Origin of the sequence: Halalkalibaculum sp. DA384 (genome assembly GCF_043951955.1) — a bacterium.
GTDB lineage: Bacteria > Bacteroidota > Rhodothermia > Balneolales > Balneolaceae > JAMQKA01.
The window spans coordinates 145,595-154,865 of sequence record NZ_JBINJE010000006.1 but is presented as its reverse complement, the minus strand read 5'-3'; the positions used below and the strand labels follow the sequence as shown (position 1 = coordinate 154,865).

The 9,271-nt window shown below is 44.9% G+C and carries 6 protein-coding genes; 1 reads left to right on the top strand and 5 read right to left on the bottom strand.

Features of this window, described 5'->3' with window-relative positions:
• The 5 genes from ACG2E4_RS05875 to ACG2E4_RS05855 all read right to left on the bottom strand — a co-directional run.
• Window positions 1-698: sulfatase-like hydrolase/transferase (locus ACG2E4_RS05875; protein ID WP_395275976.1), on the bottom strand; the 698-nt coding region annotated here is incomplete at its 3' end.
• A gap of 219 nt (window positions 699-917) precedes the next feature.
• Window positions 918-2,363 (bottom strand): RagB/SusD family nutrient uptake outer membrane protein, encoded by a 1,446-nt coding sequence (locus tag ACG2E4_RS05870; protein WP_395275975.1) that lies wholly within the window; start codon window positions 2,361-2,363, stop codon window positions 918-920.
• Window positions 2,364-2,381: 18 nt separating this feature from the next.
• Window positions 2,382-5,774, bottom strand: a complete 3,393-nt coding sequence (locus ACG2E4_RS05865) for a SusC/RagA family TonB-linked outer membrane protein (protein WP_395275974.1) — start codon at window positions 5,772-5,774, stop codon at window positions 2,382-2,384.
• Between the two features lie 55 nt (window positions 5,775-5,829).
• The gene (locus tag ACG2E4_RS05860) at window positions 5,830-6,909 is read right to left on the bottom strand and encodes a FecR family protein (RefSeq protein ID WP_395275973.1); all 1,080 of its coding nucleotides are present in this window, start codon (window positions 6,907-6,909) and stop codon (window positions 5,830-5,832) included.
• Between the two features lie 215 nt (window positions 6,910-7,124).
• Complete coding sequence (locus ACG2E4_RS05855) at window positions 7,125-7,757, bottom strand: RNA polymerase sigma factor (protein ID WP_395275972.1); 633 nt, start codon at window positions 7,755-7,757, stop codon at window positions 7,125-7,127.
• Window positions 7,758-8,344: 587 nt separating this feature from the next.
• Between ACG2E4_RS05855 and ACG2E4_RS05850 the strand changes: the two genes are divergently transcribed.
• A complete protein-coding gene (locus tag ACG2E4_RS05850) occupies window positions 8,345-9,250 on the top strand; it encodes an EboA family metabolite traffic protein (RefSeq protein ID WP_395275971.1) in 906 nt (301 codons plus the stop codon).
• Window positions 9,251-9,271 lie beyond the last annotated feature (21 nt).

Sequence of the window (9,271 nt, the reverse complement as noted above, 5' to 3'; positions counted from 1 at the left end):
TAAAACGACAGAAACGCGAAAAAGGGCCGATCCCGGTGTTCCCGGATAAAGCGGCTGGTCTCTTTGGCCAGCTTCTCCGGCAGGCTCATGCCTTTCTCTTCCGGATGATCTTCCATCTTGGGATTGTTAAACGGGGAAAAATACCCGCCCGTGTAGGGCCCGCCGGCTTCAAAACCTCCCTGGTTGAAGTCAAACCCGTGGTCTTCCGGGTAGGAGCCTTCCCCGCCCAGGTGCCACTTGCCGGCAAAAAAGGTGGCATAGCCTTCCTGGCGCATCGCCTCCGGCAGCACCTGGTACTCGTGCGGCAGGTGGTCCACGTAATCAGGCGGCAGCAGCTTGCTGTGGCGACCTTGCTCGCGCCAGTCGGTCCCGGTTCGGGCCCCGATCCAGTCGGTGATCCCGTGGCGGGCCGGGGTCTTCCCCGACATGATGCTGGCCCGCGCCGGACTGCAGACCCGCCCGGCGGTATACCCCTGAGTAAAGACCATGCTGCGGGCGGCCAGCCGGTCCAGGTGGGGGGTATCATAAAATTCGCTGCCCATACTGCTCATATCATGGTAGCCGTAGTCGTCGGCAATGATGAACAGCACATTGGGGTGTTCGGGGGCTCTTTCCTCTCTATTTTCGATTGAACAGGCCGTAATAATGCTTAGTAAACCCGAAAAAATTGCCAATAATTTAATCATTCGAATCGACATAGATAGTAGTATGAATTAGGTGTCATTCGGTTAGCTATATGATTTTTACTTTTTACGAGGGTGTTTCAGAAAAAACGTAATATGAATGCCATTCTGTAACAAATCCCTTCTCTGCTATAAAAGTACAGGGATAGCCTTTCAACTATCCCTGCTATACTAATGATTGTTATGATATATTATCAATTAATTTTGAAGTCTGGATATGTTTACTCCTCATTTTTAATACCCGGGATTCTGTTCTAAATTCGGATTTGCATCTATTTCAGATTGAGGGATAGGGAATAAGACATGGTGCGATTGAGCACTTTTTCCCAGCTCTTGTGCTGTTGAAATATAGACACCCTGGCGTATTTCATCTTGTCTTCTTTTTCCTTCGTGGAAAAACTCCCACTCTCGTTCCTGGAGGATCTGACTTCGTAATTCTTCCTTAGTTGAGAAATCAGAACGTTGCAAAAGACTAATACCCGCTCGGTCACGAACTTCGTTAATCAGATCTATTGATTCTTGATTTGGTCCGTTTAGTTCATTTAGCGCTTCTGCCCTGGATAACAGTATATCGGCATAGCGAATCTCGGGTATATCATTTCCGGTCCATCTTCCATTCGCGTTAGGGTCGGGCCAGTATTTAAAACTTCTGGAATTATCATTGCCCAACAGTTGAACTTGGTTACCATTCACGTCAGTGAACTCAGTTATAATCAGATCTAATCTTTCGTCACCGCTCTCAAACGAATTTACAAAACTATCTCTGAGTCTAACCTGTGCAGCCCAATTTTCATGGGATCCCGGTGTTGGGTAGTCAGGTGGGAAGGCGGCGGGAGGAAATACATTGCCTTCCCCTGCATCTGGAGTGGCAGGGTGCACAAAAATGAACTCATCATTATTTTCATTACTTACCTGGAAAAGCTCAAAGTAATCAGTATACAGTTCATAGATTCCCATATCCATAATTTCTTTAGCCGCATCCGCACTCTTTTGCCATTGCTTTGTATTCAAGTAAAACTTTGTGAGCATACCCAATGCAGCCCCCTTGGTAGCCCTGCCATCTTCTTCATCCGGTCTTTGTTCCGGTAATACACTAACAACAGCATTGTATTCTTGTTCGATAAACGCTTGCATTTCATCTTCGGAAGCGCGTGATGGTTCCAGATTATCAGGACTGCTGGATGTCACCAATGGCGTGGGGCCAAACCAGTTATACAGGTAAAAATAGGCTGTAGCTCTTACGAACTTGGCTTCCGCTTTTATCATCTCCTTTTTTGATTCACTGATCTCTGCATTTTCGATATTGTCTAATACAACATTTGCATCACGTATTGCCTGATATGAAGTACCCCAGAATCCATTCAGCCACCCGTGGCTGGCATCCCAGGTAAAATCCATATAAAGAGAAGCATGACGATTTAGTCCTCCTCCTGTTTCCCACAAATAACCGCCGGACCAATCTGATGCATACACTTTATTTGCACCAGAAAAAGAAGAGTACTGGATATTATTATAACTAGAAAACAGCAGCGAGGTAATACCATCTTCCGTATTCAAAAAGTTGCCGGGGGCAAGCTCGGATGATGGATTTATTTTGAGTGGATCTTCACAGGCTGTTATCAGCAGTAAAATGCCAATTACCAATACTAAATTCAGACGATAATTATTTGAAAACTTCATATTATACCTTTCCAAATTTTAAAAAGTTATGTCAATACCGAGTTGAAATGTGCGTGCAAATGGATATGAATTATAGTCCACCAGCACATCAGAATTACCATATGAACTCACTTCAGGATCATATCCGGAGTAATCAGTAATTGTTAAAAGATTTTGTCCCGTGATGTGAACACTCGCATTTTGGACAAAACCCATGCTTTCAGTTGGTATCTGATATCGAAGAGTTACATTTTGCAATCGCAGGAAGGAGGCGTCTTCAACTGTTTCTGTATGAACAGTGGTACCTCCACCGGCGTAGATACCCAAATTTGCACCGGATGGATATCTGCTTGATGGATTCTCGGGCGTCCATCGATTGAGTAGCGGCTCGGCCAATCGGTTTCTTCTCGAACTAATGGGATGAAAGGCTCTTAACCGATTACTATTCAATTTCTCATTACCAAGCACCCCTCTAAGAAATACATTCAGACTGAATCTTTGGTAATTGAAAGTGTTTGTTAAACCAAATGTAAAATCGGGATGCGGAGAGCCAATGATCGTTTTATCATCAGAATTAATAGTTCCGTCGTTATTTTGATCTTTAAACTTCCAATATCCTGGTTCCGCGTTGGGTTGTGCAGAGGATACAATATCATCACCCTGCTGGAATACTCCGTCTATTTCCCAACCATAGTATGCATTCAGAGGTTCACCCGGTCTGATCAATGCAATTTGGCTGATAAATCCCCCCCCCGAACCATGAATTATTTCAGGAATGGGGCCTAAATCAGCAACTTCATTATCCATGAAGGTCACATTCCCGGAGGTCGACCAGCTAAATTTTGATCCGGTTATATTTCTTGACTCCAACACAAATTCCCAACCTGAGTTCTTCACACTCCCAACATTACTAAGTATTGAAGAGTAGCCAGAGGTTGAGGGAATCGGCAAATTCAGCAATAAATCATCGGTATCTTTCTCATACCAATCGATTGAACCGGAAAGACGATCATCAACTAAACTGAAGTCGACTCCCAAATTCACTTGCGTTGTCTCCTCCCATTTAAGATTAGGGTTTGGTAGTCGCTGCGGAGAAACTGTCGTAATAACCTGATCTCCGAAAACGGCACTTCCACCAGATCCCAATGTCTGTAGGTAATTAAAATTGCCAATTTCTTGATTTCCTGTTATACCCCAGCTAGCCCTTAATTTTAAATTATTAAGAAAGTCTAAATCGGCCATAAAAGGTTCATCAGACAAACGCCAACCCAAGGCAAACGAAGGAAAGAATCCATACCTGTTTTCAGAACCAAAGCGGGAAGAACCGTCAGCCCTGAATGTTGCTGTTAAGAGGTATTTGTTATTCAATGAATAATTTAAACGCCCCAAATAAGATAGCAAGGTATTTTTAAGGCTGTTGGTATTGACCAGATAAGTGTCCCTGGATCCAAGAGATAAATTATCGGTTTTTGTGGCATCAGAAGGGAATCCACTTGCTTCCGAACTTTGATACCTATTAATAAATTTCTGGTAGGTTATCCCTCCTAAAATTGATAAATCGTGAATATCATTGAAAACCGTTTGATAATTGGTCGTAAAATCGGCCACATAATCGTTTGATTCGGAGTTTACTACATCCGCAATTCCCCCTGCGCCTTCTCCAGCAATGGTAAGAGTAGAACTATAGGCATCACTGCGAATATTTTGTCTGTCGGTCCCAAAATTTAATTTGGCCGACCAATTCTCCATAATATCATACTCTACATATGCATTACCAATGGTCCGGTTTGTACGATCAAACTGTGACACCCCATTGGATAGTGCCATCGGATTATCTATGGTAATCGTGGAGTGCCTAATATATTCCCCCTCTGAATTATAAATAGGATACGTAGGGTCCCATTCGAGTGCTGCCCCTATTACGCCGGCAAATTCATTGGTCCCAGTCCCTTGCGGGGCACGCTCGTTTTCAATCAGACTTGTAGTAAACTTTAGCCCAAAATTAATATTATCCCCAGACTGGTGTTCAATATTGAAGCGACCGTTGTATCGTCTCATATTGGAATTGACAACTAATCCATCCTGATTAAACATGTTGAAAGACACATAGTACCTCGTGTCTTCAATTCCCCTAGAAAAACTAATCTGATGGTTTTGGACAGGTGCAGTCCTGTAAATTTCCTCCTGCCAATCAGTCCCAGATCCAATTTGGCCAATTTCTGATTGAGTAAAGACTGGTGATTCACCATCCATTTCGGCAATCCCATTCATAACCGACACATATTCCATTGGTCCCAGAAGATCCAGCTTATTCGCAATATCCTGTATTCCTACATATCCGTTGTAATTGACACTAAATCCTTCACGACCATCTTTGGTAGTAATGATAATGACCCCGTTCGCCCCTCTCGCACCATAAATTGCAGTAGCAGAGGCATCCTTAAGTATCTCAATTGACTCAATATCACTTGGATTTATGGTACTTAATGGATTCATACTGCTCTGTCCTCCCACCGAGGTAGTAGCAATAGGATTGGCATTATTGTCGATGGGCATTCCATCTATCACATACAAAGGGGAATTACCAGCATTAATTGAACCCGTTCCCCGAATTCTTACCCTTGATTGCGCCCCAGGCGCACCACTAGCCTGGTTAATCTGAACACCTGCAGCTTTCCCTTGGACAAGCTGTTCCGGATTGGAATTAAACCCGGATTCAAAATCTTCTACTCCAACAGAAGATACTGAACCTGTTAAATCTTTTCGTTGCTGTGTCCCATAACCTACAACCACCAGCTCTTCACCAGAAACGGCCTGTGTTTGCAGTGCCACTTCAATATTCGTCCTACCATTAATTGGCACCTCCTGCGTTTGATACCCAATGAAGGAAAAAACAAGCGTATCCTGCAGAGAAGGCACATTCAGCTCAAATCCTCCTTCACTGTCGGTGGAGGTACCCGTGGTCGTACCTTTCACAACCACATTGACACCGGGCAGTGGCTCCCCTGAAGCGGCATCGGACACCTGACCACTGACGGTCTCAAGGATGATTGCCTCCTGCCTTTTCAGCGCTGAATGAGTTTGGGTATAAATCCCATATGTTTTTGGGTTCAGGTATTTTGATTCTAATCTCTGTCCCTCCAACAAATGGTCCAGTGCTTCCTGTACATTGTTGGGCAAAAACTTGCTCTTTTTTACCTTCCGCCCTTCCAATGCATCTGTCCGGTACAAGAACACCACATTAAACCGGTGTTCCAGCATGTTCAGGGCCTGTTCCAGGTCGGTGCCTTTCTCAATACCGATTTTCCCGTTTTGGCTGTCTGAATTGTACAGCGATCCCAATGTCTGAGCATAGCCCATTGTACCTATCAGGCAAAGCCCGACAACGAGTAAAGCTGTTCTTACAGAGAAAAATGTAGTATCGTATTTCATGATTGTTTCCCCTTTGTCATTTGTTTACTCATATTTTGATTTATTAAGCATGTTGTTATTGTGGCAAGTTGGTCTTTCCGATATAGACGGTATCGCGGTTATGAGACTGGTAAACATCAATTTTGGCAATATCAGAGATTGACTGCATCAAGCCTTCCAGAGATTTGAAATAGACCGCCCCCTCCAGCGTTATGCCGCTTACCTCTTCATTATTCAATACAGCCTGCACATCGTATCGTTGCTCAATGTAATCTGCAACTGTGCTAATATCCGTTTGATCAAACTGCATAAACCCCGTGGCCCAGGACGTGTAGAGCGTAGAATTCACCCGCTCCTGCTTCAGTATATTTATGTTGTCAAACTCCAGCATCTGGTCTTTGGAGAGTTGAAATTCCTTTATCGAGTCCTGGCCTTTTCCCGTTCTAACATTGACACGCCCCTCCTGCAGTATCACCCGAGACCGATCTTCTTCGACAGCAACCAGAAACTGCGTTCCGATATCCTCGATAACTCCATCGGGGGTGACCACGGAAAACGCCGGGTTCTCTGAAAAGCCTTCTTCCACGTCGAAAAAGGCTTCTCCTTCCAAACTAATCTCGATTGGCTGATCTTTAAGCAGGCCCACGTTGTAGGTAAGCGTGGAACTGCCGTTAAGTACTACCTTTGCGATCCGGGATCCGCTGGTAAACTTCAGGGTTTTCTGCTGGTTTGGCTGGGTAGTCACGGTCTCCTGCTGGGTAATCTGTTCCAATTCCGCTTCGGGTTTATTGACCTCGTACAGGTGCACGCCATACCCGACGCTCACTACCAGGAGCACGGCGGCCGCCACGCGATATATCCAGCGCAGTCCCCGATCTTTTTGACCCACATGAGGCGAGTACCGTTGATCCGCATTAACCGTATCTTCAGAAAGCCGGGCCCACTGCTCTTGCAGTCCGATATCCGCCGGGTCTGTAAAGCTGAATCCGGTAATTTCAGAAATCGCTTTTTTCGCTTTTTGCCTGTTCTCATCAGATGCCTCCATCCATCGCCCCCACCGGTCAATCTCCTCCGGGCTTGCGGTACCGTTTACCATCCGGCGAAAGGAGGCTTCATGAATAAGTTCGGTTACTGAATACTGTTGTCCCTGGTCCACTGGATAATTATTTTTTTCATATCTTCAGAAATCAATTCGTTAAAGGAGAGTGGCAAAGAGGGGATCCGTACTCAAATTATTTCAAAAAAATCGGGTGAGACTAAACTCAGGCCTGCAGGACGCCCTGGCGAATTCAACTAAATTGGAATTTAAGATCTGAGGTTTGCGATATGCCACCCCGGTCAACCCAAGGCAGTAAATAGTTTAAAATAACCCTACCCGAAATATCGGGCCATCGGCAGGACGGTTACCATCAGGGTTATTACCAGTTTCATGATCTCATTATCCAGCAGTGTGCGGAGCGTTTCCATTGCCCGGTAAATGTGGTTGCGGACCGACTGGCGGTTGATGGAAAGGATTTGTTCGATTTCTCCGTAGCTCATACCACTATAAAAATGCAGGTATATCACTTCTTTCTGGCGATCGGAAAGCTGATTCAATGCTTTTTTCAGAGCGTTCTTATTTTTATGCTTGATTTCATCGGTGATAATTACATCTTCCCGGCTAAAACGGATAAAAGATCCTTCATCCATTTCTCCAAGATCTCCCTCCGATTTTTTTCCTTTTTTTATCTGGCGCAGAATATTCCGCCTGAGCGACACAAACAGATAAACGTTCGGAGAACCTATGTGATCAAGCTCATCACGTCGTTCCCAAAGGGTTTTAAAGAGCTCCTGGATGCAATCTTTCACAATCTCGGGGCGATGACACAACTTTATCCCGTACCCAAACAACTCTTGATAATAAGCTTCAAAAAGATTCTTAAAAAGCCGCTCCTCCCCCTCTGCAAACCGCTCCCACACCTTTTCTTTGGAGATATTTTGTTCAATCCCTTTTTGTTTATGCATCCCTTTAATATTCCAAAAACAGAACTGTTTTCCCTGTTACAGCTTATGCTTTTTTGAGGACGTTGAGACCCGTTTGGTACCCGTACCATCAGGGTAGGCGAAAATCCTGGCTTTCAGGATGTACGATGTAAACAGAGATTTTAAATTAAGTCAGACACCCATTTCATATTCTATGATAATGAAAATTATCTAATTTGCAAGTACAATCCAGACAAGGCATGAATATCAAATACGTATATTGCCTGTTTTGCCCATGCAAAAATTTTCCAAAGTATGCGGCCTTAACATTTACATTGTTTTTTTAGAAAATCATCCTTACAGTTCAAACCGGTTTTTGACATTTTATTTACATCGTTGCAAAATATTTTCATGATTTCTTTACATAGATATTTTATACAATAACGAAGGACTTTTAACTGTCGTTTCGGACTAAATTGCGGAATTGAATTTTCGCGTGCGCTAACGCCAATTTTAAATCAGCAACTTTTTCGACATCAACTTCCGCGGAATTTTGTACTGAATTATCTCTGATGGATATCAAATTATCACTTGTTTCATATTTCACCATAATATAGTCTGCTATTACAATGCCTGACTCTCAACTCAATATTACAATTCCCGAATTAAGAAAGACCATCCTTACCTGGCTGGAATCTCATCTTGATGAAGAGGGATTCAACTGGATCCGGAAAACAGTAGATGACCTGAAAGACGGGGCCGAGGACTGGCAATTTTTTTCTTCTTTCAGCGCGGTTCCGAGATACACCGGTAAACAGGAGCTTGACCTTTCGGATACGCAACAAAATACCGCCGAAGAGATCCGAAACGGCTGGAAACCCGGCCGCTGGCGCGTTGACCAGCTGGGGCGGACCTTGCTGATACTCAGTATTGCTGACGGTGATAAGGGTACTTTTCTGGAACGGCTTGAAAAAACATTTGTCTCGGCAGACATGGGAGAGTCGGTGGCCCTCTACCAGGCGCTTCCGATTCTACCCTACCCGGAAGCTCTGAAAGAGCGGGGGGCTGAAGGCATCCGCAGTAACATGACTTCCGTATTTAATGCCGTGGCGCTGCACAACCCCTACCCGGCCGACTATTTTGACGAAGGAGCCTGGAACCAGCTGGTGTTGAAAGCCCTGTTTGTTCAAAGCCCCCTTTACCAGATTCAGGGACTCGACCAGCGGGCCAACCAAACGCTTGCCGACATGCTTGTCGACTACGCGCACGAGCGATGGGCGGCCGGGCGAACGGTCTCTCCCGAACTTTGGCGCCCGGTGGGTCCTTTTGCTGAAGGGTCTGTTGTCAAGGATCTGGCAACAGTATTGGAAAATGATGATCCCGTACAACAGCAGGCCGGCATCCTGGCACTGTCCGCCAGCAGTGACCAGCAGGCCGAGCAGCTGGTTGAACAACACCGGGAGCTGCTGGATGAAATCAGATCTCAACAGATCACCTGGGATGAGATCGGGAGAAAAGCCGAAGCGTATCGATAGCTTCTCGTGACGTCTTCTACT

Coding starts and splice junctions, on each gene's coding strand:
- ACG2E4_RS05850 (WP_395275971.1), top strand. CDS start 8,345: ATGCCTGACTCTCAACTCAATATTACAATTCCCGAATTAAGAAAGACC.
- ACG2E4_RS05870 (WP_395275975.1), bottom strand. CDS start 2,363: ATGAAGTTTTCAAATAATTATCGTCTGAATTTAGTATTGGTAATTGGC.
- ACG2E4_RS05855 (WP_395275972.1), bottom strand. CDS start 7,757: ATGCATAAACAAAAAGGGATTGAACAAAATATCTCCAAAGAAAAGGTG.
- ACG2E4_RS05865 (WP_395275974.1), bottom strand. CDS start 5,774: ATGAAATACGATACTACATTTTTCTCTGTAAGAACAGCTTTACTCGTT.